The 14,943-nt window shown below is 62.3% G+C and carries 15 protein-coding genes; 6 read left to right on the top strand and 9 right to left on the bottom strand.

What is annotated here, in order from left to right:
- Positions 1-239: 239 nt before the first annotated feature.
- Positions 240-551: a DUF4148 domain-containing protein gene (locus G3N95_RS06615; RefSeq protein WP_205969203.1), complete on the bottom strand. Its 312-nt coding sequence runs from the start codon at positions 549-551 to the stop codon at positions 240-242.
- Between the two features lie 207 nt (positions 552-758).
- On the opposite strand from G3N95_RS06615, the gene G3N95_RS06610 reads away from it, so the two are divergent.
- Positions 759-1,808, top strand: a complete 1,050-nt coding sequence (locus G3N95_RS06610; protein ID WP_205969202.1) for an asparaginase — start codon at positions 759-761, stop codon at positions 1,806-1,808.
- Positions 1,809-1,814: 6 nt separating this feature from the next.
- Here the strand turns inward: G3N95_RS06610 and G3N95_RS06605 are convergent, their stop codons facing one another.
- Positions 1,815-2,054, bottom strand: coding sequence for a hypothetical protein (locus G3N95_RS06605; RefSeq protein ID WP_205969201.1), 240 nt, complete (start codon positions 2,052-2,054; stop codon positions 1,815-1,817).
- 258 nt (positions 2,055-2,312) lie between these two features.
- Between G3N95_RS06605 and G3N95_RS06600 the strand changes: the two genes are divergently transcribed.
- Positions 2,313-3,032 (top strand): FadR/GntR family transcriptional regulator, encoded by a 720-nt coding sequence (locus tag G3N95_RS06600; protein ID WP_205969200.1) that lies wholly within the window; start codon positions 2,313-2,315, stop codon positions 3,030-3,032.
- Positions 3,033-3,061: 29 nt separating this feature from the next.
- Here G3N95_RS06600 and G3N95_RS06595 read toward each other — a convergent pair whose 3' ends face one another.
- Entirely contained in the window at positions 3,062-4,804 is a 1,743-nt protein-coding gene (locus G3N95_RS06595; protein WP_205969199.1) for an IlvD/Edd family dehydratase, read from the bottom strand.
- 480 nt (positions 4,805-5,284) lie between these two features.
- Here G3N95_RS06595 and G3N95_RS06590 point away from each other — a divergent pair, with 480 nt between their 5' ends.
- The 4 genes from G3N95_RS06590 to araH all read left to right on the top strand — a co-directional run bounded on the left by G3N95_RS06590 (position 5,285) and on the right by araH (position 9,982).
- Positions 5,285-6,214, top strand: a complete 930-nt coding sequence (locus G3N95_RS06590) for a Gfo/Idh/MocA family oxidoreductase (protein ID WP_205969198.1) — start codon at positions 5,285-5,287, stop codon at positions 6,212-6,214.
- 93 nt (positions 6,215-6,307) lie between these two features.
- Complete coding sequence (locus G3N95_RS06585; protein WP_205969197.1) at positions 6,308-7,312, top strand: arabinose ABC transporter substrate-binding protein; 1,005 nt, start codon at positions 6,308-6,310, stop codon at positions 7,310-7,312.
- Positions 7,313-7,337: 25 nt separating this feature from the next.
- A complete protein-coding gene (gene araG, locus G3N95_RS06580; RefSeq protein ID WP_241018283.1) occupies positions 7,338-8,888 on the top strand; it encodes an L-arabinose ABC transporter ATP-binding protein AraG in 1,551 nt (516 codons plus the stop codon).
- Between the two features lie 77 nt (positions 8,889-8,965).
- Positions 8,966-9,982 (top strand): L-arabinose ABC transporter permease AraH, encoded by a 1,017-nt coding sequence (gene araH, locus G3N95_RS06575; RefSeq protein WP_205969196.1) that lies wholly within the window; start codon positions 8,966-8,968, stop codon positions 9,980-9,982.
- A gap of 279 nt (positions 9,983-10,261) precedes the next feature.
- On the opposite strand, the gene G3N95_RS06570 is transcribed toward araH, so the two are convergent.
- From G3N95_RS06570 to gsiC, 6 genes are all read right to left on the bottom strand, one after another.
- Positions 10,262-10,849: a type VI secretion system amidase effector protein Tae4 gene (locus G3N95_RS06570; RefSeq protein ID WP_205969195.1), complete on the bottom strand. Its 588-nt coding sequence runs from the start codon at positions 10,847-10,849 to the stop codon at positions 10,262-10,264.
- Complete coding sequence (locus tag G3N95_RS06565; protein ID WP_205969194.1) at positions 10,842-11,063, bottom strand: hypothetical protein; 222 nt, start codon at positions 11,061-11,063, stop codon at positions 10,842-10,844. Before G3N95_RS06565 ends, G3N95_RS06570 begins: the two co-directional genes overlap by 8 nt.
- Positions 11,064-11,227: 164 nt before the next feature.
- Positions 11,228-12,052 carry a M55 family metallopeptidase gene (locus tag G3N95_RS06560; protein ID WP_205969193.1) on the bottom strand — a complete coding sequence of 275 codons (825 nt, stop codon included), beginning with the start codon at positions 12,050-12,052 and terminating at the stop codon, positions 11,228-11,230.
- On the bottom strand, positions 12,049-13,107 hold the full coding sequence (locus tag G3N95_RS06555) for a P1 family peptidase (RefSeq protein WP_205969192.1): 1,059 nt from the start codon (positions 13,105-13,107) through the stop codon (positions 12,049-12,051). Before G3N95_RS06555 ends, G3N95_RS06560 begins: the two co-directional genes overlap by 4 nt.
- The gene (gene gsiD / locus G3N95_RS06550; protein WP_205969191.1) at positions 13,104-14,009 is read right to left on the bottom strand and encodes a glutathione ABC transporter permease GsiD; all 906 of its coding nucleotides are present in this window, start codon (positions 14,007-14,009) and stop codon (positions 13,104-13,106) included. Before gsiD ends, G3N95_RS06555 begins: the two co-directional genes overlap by 4 nt.
- A gap of 7 nt (positions 14,010-14,016) precedes the next feature.
- Positions 14,017-14,937, bottom strand: a complete 921-nt coding sequence (gene gsiC, locus G3N95_RS06545; protein WP_205969190.1) for a glutathione ABC transporter permease GsiC — start codon at positions 14,935-14,937, stop codon at positions 14,017-14,019.
- Between the last annotated feature and the right edge of the window lie 6 nt (positions 14,938-14,943).

The raw sequence follows: 14,943 nt of genomic DNA, 5'->3' as shown, positions 1-14,943 counted from the left end.
GGCATGTCCAGACTTGTAGCGATGCAATTCGTTGTATGGACAAGCGTTGGAAGTATCACACAGCGTCAGGCATTCGTGTATATGGACGCTGAAACGGCGGGATGCGCAGAAGGGTTGCGCGCCGATCTGAAAAGTAGCGTGCTTGAAAAGCAGGAGTCGCAACTGACGACGGAGCGACCGGCAAACAAAAAGCCGCACGCCGAAAACGCCTGCGTGCGGCCGTTCAAATCGAATGATGACTATTGGCTCGCGCCCGCTCCGATGCCCGCTTTTTTCTGCGCGTCTTGCAAATCCTGCGGGTAGTTCGGGTCGTTGGCGCGGGCAGGCTGGTAGCCCGCGTCTTCGAGCTTCTTCAGCTCGGCGTTCTTCTTCGCGCGCGCTTCCTTGTGGGCCTGCTTGCGCTGCTGCTTGGTCGGCTTCGCGGCAGACGCGGCGGCGCCCGTCGCGTCCGTGCCGCCCGACGCGTCGTTTTGCGCGAAGGCCGGCGCGACGGCGCCGATGCCTAGCGAGGCCGAGGCGAGAAGGACGATCAGTTTCCTGGCGATACGCATTTCCGTTCTCCTGTCGTAGAAGCTTTGCGATCGATTCCGCTTGCGCGGCCTGAGTCGGACTGTCCCCGGCTTCATGTGAAGGTGTGCCGGGGGAGCCCAATGTACCCGACACGCACGGATCGCGCCTGGCAGGGCTGTAGAATCCGGCGGACATGTACGGCTTTTTCTGCATACAGAATCGGAACACGACTGGAAAGGAGACCCGGAATGTCCGTTGCTGCAACCGTTTATCGCGGCGATGTCGTCGAGAACACGCATGTCGCGCACGTGGCCGTCGTCGATACGGACGGAGGGTTGCTGTATGCGAGCGGCGACCCGTCGCGCTTCACGCTCGTCCGGTCGGCGGCCAAGCCGGCGCAGGCGCTCGCCGTCGTCGAAACGGGCGCGCTCGAACGCTTTGGTTTCGACGACGCGGACCTCGCGCTGATGTGCGCCTCGCACAGCAGCGAAGCGCGGCATATCGAACGCGCGCGCAGCATGCTCGCGAAGTCGCAGGCCACCGAGGCCGACTTGCGTTGCGGCGGCCATCCGCCCATTTCGGATGCCGTCTACCGCGAGTGGATCAAACGCGATTTCTTGCCGGGCGCCGTGTGCAGCAACTGCTCGGGCAAGCACGCGGGGATGCTGGCGGGTGCGCGGGCGCTCGGCGTGGCGCTGGCCGACTATCATCTGCCGGATCACCCGTTGCAGCAACGCGTGAAGCGCGTGGTCGCAGAAGCGTGCGATCTTCCCGACGAAGGCGTGCAGTGGGCCGTCGACGGCTGCAATCTGCCGACGCCCGCATTCCCGCTCGACCGTCTCGCGCGTCTTTACATGAAGCTTGCGCGTGCCGCCGACGGACATGCTTCAACCGATAAGCAGCGCGACGCGGCGCTCGCGCACATCTATCGTGCGATGACTGCGCATCCCGAGATGGTCGCGGGCGAAGGACGGTTCTGCACAGTATTGATGAGCGCATTCAAAGGCGCGCTGGTGGGCAAGCTCGGCGCGGACGCAAGCTACGCGATCGGCGTGCGCGCATCGGCGCAGACGGCGAAGCTCGGCGCGAAAGGCGCGCTCGGCATTGCGGTGAAAGTGGAAGACGGCAACTCGTCGATTCTCTATGCGATCGTTGCGGATCTGCTGACGAAGCTCGGCATCGGCGACGAATCACAACATCGCGCGCTCGATGCTTTCCGCCTGCGCACCATGCGCAATACGGTCGGTCTCGAAACGGGCCGCGTCGAAGTGTCGGTGCCGCTCGTCAAGGTGAATTAGCCACGCCTAGCTGGACGACTGGCTGTCGCTGCTGGGAGCATCGAACATTGCCTGGCACTTTGGCGACAGCTTGTCGTAGTGCTCTTTCATGCAGGCTTCGATCTTTTCCTTGTTGGGGATATGGATCGCGCAAAACTTGATTGCGTCGTGCTTGCACGCCTTGGTCTGTTCGTCGCGCGTGGCGGCCGTTCCGACGTTCGCCGCCGCCACGCACACGATCAGCAAAAGTAGCGGTTTGAGCTTCATTGCCGTTGATCCATGTCGAGGGGAATGCGCGGGAGTCCCGGGTCCATTTCGAGTAAAGCAGCCAACCTGCGCACGATCAAGCAAAAAGCGAACCCAACGCGGTTCAGCGCACGCATTGCGATATGCAGCAAGCGCGATAATGTCGGCGTGCGGTGCTTCGTCAAAGCGCACGGCGGCGCGTGCGCCCCATGCTATGCTTGCACAGCCCACAGGGAACGGTACAGCTATCCGCATTCGCACGGCCACAACAAATACATCATGGACTACCGGCATCTTCAGAAACGCAAAAGCCTGCATGCGCGGATCGTGCAGGAACTCGGTATCGAAATCGTCAGCGGCAGGCTGGTGCCGGGCGAACGTCTGCCCGCCGAAGCGACGCTGTGCGAAAAGTACGGCGTGAGCCGTCCCGTGTTGCGCGAAGCAACGCGTGTGCTGGTGGCAAAAGGTCTGGTGGTTTCGAAGCCTCGCGTGGGCAGTGTCGTGCGGCCGCGCGAAGAGTGGCACATGCTCGATCCCGATGTGCTCTACTGGACACTGAACAGCATTCCTGAAGGGGAGTTCTTTCTGTCGCTGATGACGGTGCGCCGCATCATCGAACCGGCGGCGGCCGCGCTTGCCGCAACGGCCGCGACGGATGAAGACCTGGAGCGCATCGGCTCCGCGTACGACCGCATGGAGCACGCGCAAAGCGCCGGCGATCTGCTCGAACCGGACCTGGAATTTCACCGCGCGATCATGGCCGCAACGCACAACGACATGCTCGCGTATATCGGCAACATGATGTCGCTGGCGTTGTCGGAGTCGATCAAGCTGACGAGCCGCCACCCCGACACACATGCGCTGTCGTTGCCGCGCCATAAAGCGATTCTCACCGCGATCCTGAATCGCGATGCGCTGGCCGCGCGTCAGGCGAGCCTCGTGCAGCTCGAACACGCGCGTGCCGACGCCGATACGATTCTCGGCATCGGCACGACGTGACGCTTAACGCGCGGTAAGCGCGTTCGCGTTCAATGCGAATGCGGCGGGACTTCCGCGCCGCGACAACCCACGAGGAAATCGAAGTCGCAACCCTGATCGGCCTGCATCACGTGGTCGATGTAGAGATTGCGATAGCCGCTCGCATCGGCGGGATTGCGCTGCTGGTTCTCCTTCCATTCGGCGAGACGCGCGGTCATTTCCTTCTCGTCGATATCGACATGCAGACGGCCCGCGTCGCAATCCAGATCGATCCAGTCGCCGTTGCGCACGACAGCGAGCGGTCCGCCCGCACGCGCCTCGGGCGCCACGTGCAGCACCACCGTGCCGTAAGCGGTGCCGCTCATGCGTGCATCCGACACGCGCACCATGTCCGTCACGCCTTGCGCGAGCAGCTTCGGCGGCAACCCCATGTTGCCGACTTCGGCCATGCCCGGATAGCCCTTCGGTCCGCAGTTCTTCATCACGAGCACGGAATCCGCCGTCACATCGAGATCGGGATCGGCGATGCGCTTCTTGTAGTCGTCGAAGTTTTCGAACACGACTGCGCGACCGCGATGCTTCAACAGCGCAGGCGTTGCGGCAGACGGCTTGAGGACCGCGCCGTTCGGCGCGAGATTGCCGCGCAGTACGCACAGACCGCCGTCTTCGCGCAGCGGCTTTTCCAGCGGACGGATCACTTCGTCGTTGTAGATCGGCGCGTCGATGCAGTTCTCCCACAGCGACTTGCCGTTCGCCGTCAACGCATCGGGATGCGGCAGCAGGCCAGCTTCGCCGAGTCTGCGCAGCACGGCAGGCAAGCCGCCCGCGTAATAGAACTCTTCCATCAGGAAGCGGCCTGAAGGCTGCAGATCGACGAGCGTCGGCGTGCCGCGTCCGATGCGCGTCCAGTCGTCGAGTTCGAGGTTCACGCCGATACGCCCCGCAATCGCCTTCAGGTGAATCGCCGCATTGGTCGAGCCGCCGATCGCCGCATTCGCACGGATCGCGTTCTCGAACGCTTCGCGCGTGAGCAGCTTCGACAGCCGCACGTCTTGCAGCGCCATTTCGACGATGCGCATACCCGACAGATGCGCGAGCACATAGCGGCGCGAATCGACGGCCGGAATGGCCGCGTTGTGCGGCAGCGTGACGCCGAGCGCTTCGGCCATGCAGGCCATCGTCGATGCCGTGCCCATCGTGTTGCAGGTGCCCGCCGAGCGCGACATGCCCGCTTCCGCCGACATGAACTCGTGAATCGAGATCTTGCCTGCCTTCACCTGTTCGCTCAGTTGCCACACGACCGTTCCCGAGCCGATATCGCGTCCTTCGTGCTTGCCGTTCAGCATCGGGCCGCCGCTCACGACGATCGCCGGCACGTCACAACTGGCCGCGCCCATCAGCAGCGCTGGCGTGGTCTTGTCGCAACCGGCGAGCAGCACGACGGCGTCGATGGGGTTGCCGCGAATCGATTCCTCGACGTCCATGCTCGCGAGGTTGCGCGTGAACATCGCCGTGGGCCGCAGGTTCGACTCGCCGTTTGAGAACACGGGGAATTCCACGGGGAAGCCACCCGCTTCGAACACGCCGCGCTTCACGTGCTCCGCGAGCTTGCGAAAGTGCGCATTGCACGGCGTCAGTTCGGACCACGTGTTGCAGATGCCGATGATCGGCTTGCCGGCGAATTCGTGATCGGGGATGCCCTGATTCTTCATCCAGCTGCGGTACATGAAGCCGTTCTTGTCGGCGGTGCCGAACCAGGCGGCGGAGCGCAGCTTGCGGGGTTGGTCGCTCATGGTGTCTCGTTCAGTTTTGTTCAAATATAGTAAGACTATATGCGTCGTACACGCCGATGTCCATTAGGGCTTACAAGCAAACTTTTGAAAAGTCCACCGGGCGGCAAATGTCTTAAATAGCGGGTACGTATTGCGCTGCCACATGTCGGTCATCGTGCTACAACGGATAAATAGAATGACTTTTAAGGGTTGTGCATGGGGGAAAACACCAATCAAAACGTATCGTCGTCACGCATATAGTTTGGCTAATTCGTCGATCGACGTATCGGCTGCGCTGTGAAACTGAGGAGTCTCAAATAGTGGCAATTTCGGGCACATGCTTCTTCGAATCACTCGCGGCGCGGCTCGGTCTGCAGGTCGACACGATGTCGAATGCCGCTTGCGTCGATTCATGCGAACTCGCACGCGAAGCACATGCGCTTGCGTTACGCTGGGGCCGCTAACAATCCGTTAGTCCCTCGAAGCTCTATCGCCCACTATATGAACACCAAACTTTCCATCGGCATCGTCGGCGTCGGCAAGATTGCGCGCGACCAGCATCTTCCTGCTATCGCCGCACTCGACGGCTTCGAACTCGTCGCATGCGCGAGCCGCAATGCGCAGGTCGATGGCGTGCGCAACTACAAGACGATCGAAGAGATGCTCGCGGCCGAGCCGCAACTCGACGCGATCTCGCTGTGCGCGACGCCACAGGTGCGCTTCGATCAGGCGCGTGCCGCGCTCGCAGCGGGCAAGCATGTGATGCTCGAAAAGCCGCCTGGCGCGAGCGTGCACGAAGTGGAGGTGTTGCGTTCGATGGCGCGCGCCGCAGGCCGCACGCTGTTCGCGACGTGGCATTCGCGCTATGCGCCTGCTGTCGAAACGGCGCGCGAATGGCTCGCATCGCGCACGCTGCAGGAAGTGCAGGTGCGCTGGAAGGAAGACGTACGCCGCTGGCATCCGGGCCAGGCATGGATCTGGACGCCGGGTGGACTCGGTGTGTTCGATCCGGGTATCAACGCGCTGTCGATCATCACGCACATGCTGCCGCGTGAAATCGTGCTGCGCGAAGCGACGCTATCGGTGCCCGCCAACGTGCAGACGCCGATTGCCGCCGACCTCGATTTCGTCGACGAAGCGGGTGTGCCCGTGCGCGCCGAATTCGACTGGCGTCATGGTCCCGTCGAGCAATGGGAAATCGTGGTGAAGACCACGGACGGCGAGCTGCATCTGAGCGAAGGCGGCAAGAAGCTCGCGATTGCGGGCAAGCCCGTCGAGATCGGGCCCGAGCGCGAATATCCGTCACTGTACGAGCGGTTCCACTGGCTGATTGCGCATGGCGAACACGATGTCGACGTGCGCCCGCTGCGGCTGGTGGCCGATGCTTTCCTGCTTGGCTGTCGTCACGAGGTCGAGCCGTTTCACGACTAGAGCCTGAGAGTAGCGCGGGCCCGGTCGTCCATTTAGACCCGTTAAGCGCTGATTCGAACAACCACAAGCAACCGCTGTTCAAGGAGACTAAGCATGACCCGCAAGCTTCGACGCCTTACTTTGTCCGCGATGGCCGCAGCACTGCTGGCTACGCCGTTCGCCATGCAGTTGACCGCGCATGCGGACACGCCGCTGAAAATCGGCGTGCTCGTGAAGATGCCCGAACAGGCATGGTTCATCAACGAGCAGAAGGCGGCGACCGCTTTGGGCCAGAAGGAAGGCTTCTCGGTGGTGAACATCGGCGCGCCTGACGGCGAGAAGGTGCTGGCCGCGATCGACAACCTCGGCGCACAAGGCGCGCAGGGCTTCGTGATCTGCCCGCCCGACGTGCGTCTCGGACCGGCCATTCAGGCGCGCGCCAAGCGCTACAACATGAAGTTCGTCACCGTCGACGATCAGCTCGTCGACTCGACGGGCAAGCCGCTCGCGGGTGTGCCGCACCTCGGCATGTCGGCGTTCAAGATCGGCAATCAGGTCGGCCAGGCGATCACCGACGAAATGAAGAAGCGCGGCTGGAAGCCGGAAGAAGTGGGCGCGATCCGCATCACCGACTACGAACTGCCGACGGCCAAGCTGCGCACCGACGGCGCAACGGAATCGCTGCTCGCGAACGGCTTCAAGAAGGACAACATCTTCGACGCGCCGCAAAAGACCACCGACGACGAAGGCGGCTTCAACGCGGCATCGCCCGTGCTGTCGAAGCACCCGAACATCAAGAAGTGGGTGATCTTCGCGCTGAACGAAGAGACCGTGCTGGGCGGCGTGCGCGCCACCGAGCAGCTGCATATTCCGGGCGCGGACGTGATCGGCGTCGGCATCAACGGCGCGGGCGAAGCGTTCGCCGAGTTCCAGAAGAAGGAACCGACGGGCTTCTACGGCACCATCGCCGTCAGCTCGACGAACCATGGCAAGCAGAGCACGCAGAACCTCGTCGACTGGATCAAGAACGGCAAGCAGCCGCCCGCCGATACGCAGACGACGGGCAAGCTGATGACGCGCGAAAACTGGAAGGACGTGCGTACGGAACTCGGAATCTGAAGCGGTAGAACGGATGCAAAACACGATGAACGCGAATGACGCCGCCAGCGCACAAGTTGTCGCTCCTCTTGAACAGCCGTTGACGGCGGCCGCCACGCATCTCGAACTCGACGGCATCACCGTCGCGTTCCCGGGCGTGGTGGCGCTCGACAACGTGTCGTTCGAAGTGCGCGGAGGTGAAGTGCACGGCCTGATGGGCGAGAACGGCGCAGGCAAATCGACGCTGCTGAAGGTGCTGTCGGGCGTGAACCAGACGCAGTCGGGCGCATTGCGCCTCGCCGGCGTCGAACACAAGTTCACGACGACGAAGGCCGCGATCGAGGCGGGCATCGCGATCATCTATCAGGAACTGCATCTCGTGCCCGAGCTGACGGTCGCGGAAAACCTGATGCTCGGGCAGTTGCCGAACCGTTTCGGCGTGCTCGACGAGAAGGCGCTCGTCAAGCGCGCGATGACGGAACTCGAGCGCCTCGGCGAATCGATCGATCCGAATGCGCAGGTGAAGAGCCTGTCGATCGGCCAGCGGCAGATGATCGAAATCGGCAAGGCGCTGATGCGCGACGCGCGCGTGATTGCGTTCGACGAACCGACCAGTTCGTTGTCCGCGCGAGAAACGGAACGGCTCTTCAAGATCATCAATGCATTGCGCGCCCAGGGGCACGCAGTGATTTACGTCACGCACCGGATGGACGAGGTGTACGAACTGTGCGACCGCGTCACCGTGTTTCGCGACGGCCGCCGGATCGAAACGTTCGACTCCGTGGCGGACCTGGATCGCGACCGGCTGATCAGCTGCATGGTCGGCCGCTCGATCCGCGATGTATATGGTTATCGCCCGCGCCAGGCGGGCGAGGTACAGCTTGAAGCGAAGCAGTTGATGGGGCCGGGGCTCTCCGCTCCGGTCTCCTTCACTGCGCGCAAAGGCGAGATCGTCGGCTTCTTCGGGCTCGTGGGCGCGGGGCGTTCCGAGCTGATGAAGCTGCTGTATGGCGCCACGCAGCCTACGGGCGGTCATGTCGAGCTGAACGGCAAGCGCGTGTCATTCTCGACGCCACGCGACGCGGTGCGTGCGGGCATTGCGCTGTGCCCTGAAGATCGCAAGCAGGAAGGTATCGTCGCGATTGCGTCGGTGGCCGACAACCTGAACATCAGCGCGCGCCGGCACTTCAGTCCGTTGAGCTTTCTGCTGAACGGCAAGCGCGAACGCGACCTCACGCGCGAATACATCGACAAGCTGTCGATCAAGACGCGCAACACGGAAACGGTGATCGGCACGTTGTCGGGCGGCAACCAGCAGAAGGTGATTCTGTCGCGCTGGCTGGCGGAGCGCATCGACGTGTTCCTGCTCGACGAGCCGACGCGCGGCATCGACGTCGGCGCACGCGCGGAAATCTATGACTTGCTGTACGACCTCGCGGAAGCAGGGCGCACGGTGATCGTCGTATCGAGTGATCTGGCGGAAGTGATCGGCGTCGCGGACCGCGTGCTGGTGATGAAGGAAGGACGCATCGTCGGCGATCTGCCGAAGACGCAGGCCACGCCCGATCAACTGATCAAACTCGCATTGCCGCAATGACGCGCGCGCCCATGCGGGCGCCATGAAGCAACAGCGGATGCAACAACGCACCACGTAGACCACGGAACTGGAAGACCATGCAAACACCGAGCACACGTCCGGCGACCGAGCCGGCAGTCCAACATGCCGCATCGCCCGGTGCAGCCGCGCGCGCGGCCCGCACGTGGGACCTGATCAACAAGTCGGGCATCGTGATGGTGTTCGTCATTCTGTTCGCGGTGCTGTCGTTCGCGGTGCCCGACTTTCTGACGAGCCGCAACATGCAGGGCCTGTTGCTCTCCGTGACGCTGATCGGCTCGATCTCCGTGACGATGATGTTCGTGCTGGCGCTCGGCGAAGTGGATCTGTCCGTGGCGTCGATCGTCGCTTTCGCGGGCGTGGTGGCGTCTACCTTGATTACGGCCACGCATAGCGTGATGCTCGGCGTTGCCGCGGGCGTGCTGGCGGGCGGCGCGGTCGGCCTCGTAAACGGCGTGCTGATCGCGCGCTACAAGATCAATTCGCTGATCGTCACGCTCGCGATGATGGAAGTGGTGCGGGGCCTCGCGTTCATCACGTCGAACGGCGACGCCGTGATGATCTCCGAAGAGAGCTTCTTCGATCTCGGCGGCGGCTCGTTCCTCGGCATTTCGTATCCGATCTGGAGCAACATCGTCGGCTTCGTGCTGTTCGGCTTTCTGCTGCGCAAGACAGTGTTCGGCAAGAACGTGCTGGCGGTAGGCGGCAATAGCGAGGCTGCGTTGCTGGCCGGTCTGCCCGTCACGCGCATCAAGATCACGGTGTTCGTGCTGCAAGGTCTCGTGACGGGCTTCGCGGGTGTGATGCTCGCGTCGCGGATGAGCCTCGGCGACCCGAAGACTTCGGTGGGTCTCGAACTCGGCGTGATTTCGGCGTGCGTGCTGGGCGGCGTGTCGCTGACGGGCGGCGTCGCGACGATCTCCGGCGTGCTGGTCGGCGTGCTCATCATGGGCTCGGTGCAGGACGCGATGAGCCTGCTCAACGTGCCGACGTTCTATCAGTATCTGATTCGCGGCGGTATCTTGCTGCTGGCCGTGCTGTTCGATCAGTTCCGGCGGAGCAAGCGGCGGGTTTGAGGTTGCCGTTTTTTAAGTCGTCGCTGTATCGCGACCCGCGCAGCCTTGCGCGGGTCGTTTAGAACCGTCGCTAACGGCGCGATGCGCTCGCGCCGCCGAAGATCGAAGCCAGCAGAACCAAGACGAGCCAGAAAGCAAAAAAGCGGTTTGCAGCGTCCGGGTTTGTGTCGAACAAGCTGCCCGACCCGCGCGCCATTCCGAACAAATACAGCCCGCCCCATGCAACTGCCGTCGCCGCGATTGCGCCGAGTACAGCACCTGTACCGATTCGTAGCAGTTTCATTTGATCGGGAAAAATAGAATCGTCTTCGAGTTTCGGAAGTCGGACCAGATTCCCGGGATGACGATGTTCCAGCTTACACGTACCCCGGTTCCCAGCCCCGTCAGCTTTTCCCCGTTCCACAGATCGATATGACCGCCGCTTGCATCAGTGGCGGATTCGCCGTCTCTTGTCCAGTAGCCGTCGAACATGATGATGCCCGTGCGTCCCTTCACCTTGGACAGCCAATCCGCGCCCGTAATGTTTTCCGATTTTCCAATGCCCGCGAATGGTTGCTGCTTGAGCCATTCGCCAAGCTCATTCGCACGTGTGGCCGTGGGCTTGCCATCAAGGAAGATGCGACCGATTGAAGGCTGACCCGACTGCGGTTTAACGAGTTTGGACGAAAAGGACTTCATGGGGATGCCGACACGATGGAACGTCACGCTCATGCGAATGGCGCATTGATTCGTGTACGTGGAATCGCCATACGGATTGCCGGAAGGGTAGTTTTCCCAGAGTTGCTGAAACGTTACCGCCTTTAGCTGCACGACCTTAACCGAATTCGGTGTCGCGTTGGTACGGACTACGCTTGGTGGATTAGGCATGGATCGCCCCCTTGGATTTTCGAAAGGCTGCTTCGCTCCAATAGAGGGTGTAACCGTCGGGACTCTTGCCCGTCGTGATGTGCGGCCGGATGCCGCCGAAGCCGACGCGGCAGGTCGCTTTGTTGCCGCTGAGGGCTACTTGCCGATCGTCTGGTGGTTCGACGAAGAAAGGCGGAATTGAGGAAATTATTTCGTACTGCTGTGTTCGAACCATGATCCGCCTCCAATGAACTCGTTGACCACCGTCTAAAAGTGATCACGTCAGCATAGGGCGGAATATGGATCGTGCAACGCGACGTTGCTACATAGTCGTTGAAAATTTACGGAATTTGACGCTGCTGCATCTCCTCCGGTCAGTAAGGTTTCTGAAATTGACAGTCAGCGCAACATAAACGACATCGCCGACAGACAATTCAGCGTGCGCACGGCATGCTCGACAGACGCTGTGGAGAATCGCAGCGTCACACCGTCCACGCGTTCCAGAGACGGCATCTGGGCAAACAGATCGGCAAGCGCCGTGGTCTGTACGCGCAATTCGATATCGACGGGGCGGGGCGTGACACGTTGCGCTGCGGCTAGTCCCTCGAACCTCGCAACAACACCGCGCGCCGACTCTCTGATCGCAGCGCAGGCACGTTCCGGTGTTTGCGTCACACCGCTTCCATAACCCGTCGCCTGCTTCGTGACCACGAACGTCGCGTCGGGAAACTGCGGTTTCGTTTCGTCCGCGAACACATCATCGCCCGATAGCAGCGCGACCCGCGCGCCATATTCGTGTGCCAGCGCACCATATAAACCGGCTTCACCCACATCACGCCCGTTCAACGTCACGCGAGTGAACGCGAAGCTGTTGATCGTATGCGCGAGGATGCCTTCCGATTGCGCCATCGAGTGATAGCCGATCATGAACACGAGTTGCGGCCCGTATTCGAGTCCCGCCATCATGCCGAGCGTACGCGGTTTGCCGAGGATCACGTTGGCGCGCGCATCGAGCATGTCGGGCAACAGATTGCGAAAGCCGCCATGTGAGTCGTTGACCCAGACCTCCGTGGCGCCGCCCGCGAATGCGCCTTCGATCGCCGCGTTGGCTTCGAGCGTCATCCAGCGGCGCGCGCGTTCGTATTCGCCATTGCCCGCGCGTGTCTGCTCGGGATTCACGACACCCGCGATGCCTTCGATGTCGACGGAAATCAGTACCTTCATGTTGTGCGCCGTTTCAACAATTGTTCGAGATCGGGAACAGCCTCGTGCAGCGAAAGACGTGTATGTGCATCGCGACCCGTGACCGTGATGGCCGACCACAACGCATCGAAGATCGCCTGCTCGACGCTGTCCGCGCATGCGCTGAACAGCGGATCGAGACGCGCGTCGCTGAGCAGCGGCGGCGTGGCGATGAAGTCGTCGTCATGCGGCACGGTCCACGCCGTCGAAAATGCGAGCGTGATATCGCCGCTGCCATGTCCATACACGGAACCCGTGCGGGCGAGACCGGCGGCCGCGCGCATCGACAGACGCTTGAGCTGGCGCGCGTCGAGCGGTGCATCGGTGGCGACGATCATGATGATCGAGCCTTGTTCGGGCTTCGCCTCCGTTGCACGACGCCGTTGCGCGAGTTCGCGTCCGACGTGCGCACCGTCGATGGTCAGCATCGGCAGACGGCCGAAGTTCGCGAGCACGAGCGCGCCGACCGTGAAATCCTTGCTCGCCACATTCGCGATGCGCGATGCCGAACCAATCCCGCCCTTCAGATCGAAGCACGACATGCCGCGCCCGGCGCCGACCGAGCCGCGTTCGAATTCAGAAGCTGCTGAATCGAAGGCTGCTTCATAGTGTTTGCCTTCCACCGCCAGCGCCTGAATATCGTTCAGATAGCCGTCATTGCATTCGAACACGAGCGGATTGACAGTCGACCATTCACGCCCGATCTGCGGATTGCTCGCGATCGCGGCACGAATCTGCGCTTGCGCAACCGCCGCAACGCCAAAAGTGTTGGTCAGCGCAATCGGCGTTTCGAGCACGCCGAGTTCTTCCACCTGCACGAGTCCGATGCTCTTGCCAAAACCGTTGATGACGCTCGCAGCGGCAGGCACTTTCCGGCGATACGGATCGTCGCGATGCGGCCGGATCACCGTGACGCCCGTCTGTACCGCGCCGCTATCGATCGTGCTATGCCCGACGGTCACACCGGGAACATCGGCGATCGTGCCCGAAGCGCCCGCAGACAATACGCCGATACGCGGCATCGAAAGTAGGCTCATGGGCGGTCCAGCTTCGGATCGAGTGCATCGCGCAGGCCGTCGCCGAGCAGGTTGAACGCAAGCACCGTCAGGAAGATCGCAAGACTCGGAAACAGCGCGATATGCGGCGCCGTCACCATGTCGGCGCGTGCTTCATTGAGCATCGCGCCCCACTCGGGCGTCGGCGGCTGCGCGCCGAGGCCGAGGAACGACAGGCTCGCGGCCGTGATGATCGACGTGCCGATGCGCATCGTCAGATACACGATCACCGACGAAATCGTGCCCGGCAGAATGTGCCGCATGATGATCGTCCAGTCCGACGCGCCGATGCTGCGCGCCGCTTCGATATACGTCAGCTGCTTGAGCATCAGCGTATTGCCGCGCACGAGCCGCGCGAACGCGGGAATGCTGAATACGGCGACGGCCGCGATCACGTTGATCATGCCATTGCCGAGAATCGCGACGATGCCGATCGCGAGCAGAATGCCGGGGAACGCGAACAGCACGTCGGCCACGCGCATCGTGATGCGATCCCACCAGCCTTCGTAGTAGCCCGCGAGCAGACCGAAGAACGTGCCGACGATCGCGCCGATCGCCACGGACACAAAGCCCGCAGCCAGCGAAATGCGCGTCCCGGCGACGATGCGGCTGAAGATATCGCGGCCCAGCGAATCGACCCCGAACCAGTGCGCGGCGGACGGCCCTGCGTTCAGCGCGTCGTAGTCGAAATAGTTTTCCGGGTCGAACGGAACGATATGCGGACCCGCAATCGATACGACGACGAGCAACAGCACGAACACGCCTGCCGCGAGGGCGACATGCTGCTTGCGGAATTTGCGCCAGAACTCGCTCCACGGCGTGCGGATCGCGCGTTCCTCGCGAGCGGGCGAGACGGCTTGGGTGTTGTCGGCGGTCGTGCTCATGCGGACCTCACTTGAAACGGATGGTCGGATTGATGACGGCATAGAGCACGTCGACGACCAGATTGATGACGATGAATTCCAGCGAGAACAGCAGCACTTCGGCCTGAATAACCGGGTAGTCGCGCATCGCGACGGCATCCACCAGCAGGCGTCCCATGCCCGGCCAGTTGAACACCACTTCGACGACGATCGAACCGCCGAGCAGAAAACCGAACTGCAAGCCCATCATCGTGACGACGGGAATCATCGCGTTGCGAAGGCAGTGTTTGATGACGACCCATTGTTCGGCGACGCCTTTCGCGCGCGCGGTGCGCACGAAGTCTTCGTTGAGCACCTCGACGAACGACGCGCGCGTGAAGCGCGCCATCACGGCGGCGACGGCAGCGCCGAGCGTGACGGACGGCAGCACATAGCTGCGCCACGAGCCGTCGCCGACGATGGGCAGCCAGCCGAGCTGCACGGAAAAGATCTCCATCAGCAGCATGCCGAACGCGAACGCGGGAAACGATATGCCCGACACGGCGAGCGTCATGCCGAGCCTGTCGGGCCATTTGTTGCGCCACACGGCCGACACGATGCCGATCGCCATTCCGAAGATCACGGCCCACACCATGCTGACGAGCGTGAGCATCAGCGTCGGCACGAAGCGCTCGCCGATCTCCGCGGAGACGGGGCGCTTGCTGCGCGTCGAGATGCCGAAGTCGCCATGCGCGATGCGCACGAAGAAGTTCACGAACTGCTGCGGCATCGGCTTGTCGAGCCCGAGATCGGCGCGCACCAGCGCGACGGTTGCATCGTCGGCTTCGGGGCCGGCGGCAAGGCGTGCGGGATCGCCGGGCAGCATGTGCACGAACAGGAACACGAGGCCGGCGACGATCAGGAGAGTCGGCAGCAGGCCCAGCAGACGTTTGACGAGAAAATTCAGCATGAGAGC

The organism is Paraburkholderia sp. Tr-20389 (assembly GCF_017104565.1).
Taxonomy (GTDB): Bacteria; Pseudomonadota; Gammaproteobacteria; order Burkholderiales; family Burkholderiaceae; genus Paraburkholderia.
Note: the sequence above shows the minus strand (reverse complement) of the source record. Positions and strands in the feature narration are given on the sequence as shown.

Coding starts and splice junctions, on each gene's coding strand:
- G3N95_RS06615 (WP_205969203.1), bottom strand. CDS start 551: ATGCGTATCGCCAGGAAACTGATCGTCCTTCTCGCCTCGGCCTCGCTA.
- G3N95_RS06610 (WP_205969202.1), top strand. CDS start 759: ATGTCCGTTGCTGCAACCGTTTATCGCGGCGATGTCGTCGAGAACACG.
- G3N95_RS06605 (WP_205969201.1), bottom strand. CDS start 2,054: ATGAAGCTCAAACCGCTACTTTTGCTGATCGTGTGCGTGGCGGCGGCG.
- G3N95_RS06600 (WP_205969200.1), top strand. CDS start 2,313: ATGGACTACCGGCATCTTCAGAAACGCAAAAGCCTGCATGCGCGGATC.
- G3N95_RS06595 (WP_205969199.1), bottom strand. CDS start 4,804: ATGAGCGACCAACCCCGCAAGCTGCGCTCCGCCGCCTGGTTCGGCACC.
- G3N95_RS06590 (WP_205969198.1), top strand. CDS start 5,285: ATGAACACCAAACTTTCCATCGGCATCGTCGGCGTCGGCAAGATTGCG.
- G3N95_RS06585 (WP_205969197.1), top strand. CDS start 6,308: ATGACCCGCAAGCTTCGACGCCTTACTTTGTCCGCGATGGCCGCAGCA.
- araG (WP_241018283.1), top strand. CDS start 7,338: ATGAACGCGAATGACGCCGCCAGCGCACAAGTTGTCGCTCCTCTTGAA.
- araH (WP_205969196.1), top strand. CDS start 8,966: ATGCAAACACCGAGCACACGTCCGGCGACCGAGCCGGCAGTCCAACAT.
- G3N95_RS06570 (WP_205969195.1), bottom strand. CDS start 10,849: ATGCCTAATCCACCAAGCGTAGTCCGTACCAACGCGACACCGAATTCG.
- G3N95_RS06565 (WP_205969194.1), bottom strand. CDS start 11,063: ATGGTTCGAACACAGCAGTACGAAATAATTTCCTCAATTCCGCCTTTC.
- G3N95_RS06560 (WP_205969193.1), bottom strand. CDS start 12,052: ATGAAGGTACTGATTTCCGTCGACATCGAAGGCATCGCGGGTGTCGTG.
- G3N95_RS06555 (WP_205969192.1), bottom strand. CDS start 13,107: ATGAGCCTACTTTCGATGCCGCGTATCGGCGTATTGTCTGCGGGCGCT.
- gsiD (WP_205969191.1), bottom strand. CDS start 14,009: ATGAGCACGACCGCCGACAACACCCAAGCCGTCTCGCCCGCTCGCGAG.
- gsiC (WP_205969190.1), bottom strand. CDS start 14,937: ATGCTGAATTTTCTCGTCAAACGTCTGCTGGGCCTGCTGCCGACTCTC.